The sequence below is a fragment of the Pontibacter burrus genome (assembly GCF_010686685.1).
Classification (GTDB): Bacteria; Bacteroidota; Bacteroidia; order Cytophagales; family Hymenobacteraceae; genus Pontibacter; species Pontibacter burrus.
This window is the reverse complement of the sequence record NZ_JAAGWD010000027.1, coordinates 1-584: the sequence shown is the minus strand read 5'-3', so window position 1 is coordinate 584 and position 584 is coordinate 1. Positions and strand designations below refer to the sequence as shown.

At 36.3% G+C, this 584-nt stretch carries 1 pseudogene; it reads right to left on the bottom strand.

Going from position 1 to position 584, the window contains the following annotated elements:
- Positions 1-584 (bottom strand): annotated as a pseudogene (locus GXP69_RS18910) (phosphoadenosine phosphosulfate reductase); the annotation flags it as partial.

Genomic DNA, 584 nt, shown 5'->3' with positions numbered 1-584 from the left:
GAAAAAGATCAGGATGTTGTTCGTATAGCCAAACCCACTCTATTTTTTGTTGAAAGAAGCAGAAATAACAACCAGAACGACTACGTGAATATTGTCCTTTTTTACCTTCTACCTCAAAATCTATTTTTTTATAATAGGCAGGTACTCCAACACCGCTCTCTTCTAGTATTCTAAAAACATCATCTCTAACTATAACATCTTCATTCTCTAATAGCGGAAAATCACTTTCCTGTGCTAACGGGTAGGTAGTTGTTTTTAAGAATTCAAATATGAGGTAATTAGTCTCTTTTACTCCACTAGCAAACAGCTCACTTAGCTTACTCTGTTGATTATATCTAGGTGTAACTTGTTTTGCCAAGGTATCAATGAAGCGTGACTTCCTATTACCAAGATCAACATTATCAGTCAAGGCAACTGCTCTATCGATTTCAAAGTTGAAAAACTTTGATACTACGTCTTCACTCCAGATATTTTGGCGGTAAGGAAAGATTGACTGAATATTTGTACGTTTTGAGATATATCCCTCTCGATCCTCATCTCCTCTAATCCCTACATAAGATAGTGTCCAGGATTCGATGTAGCAG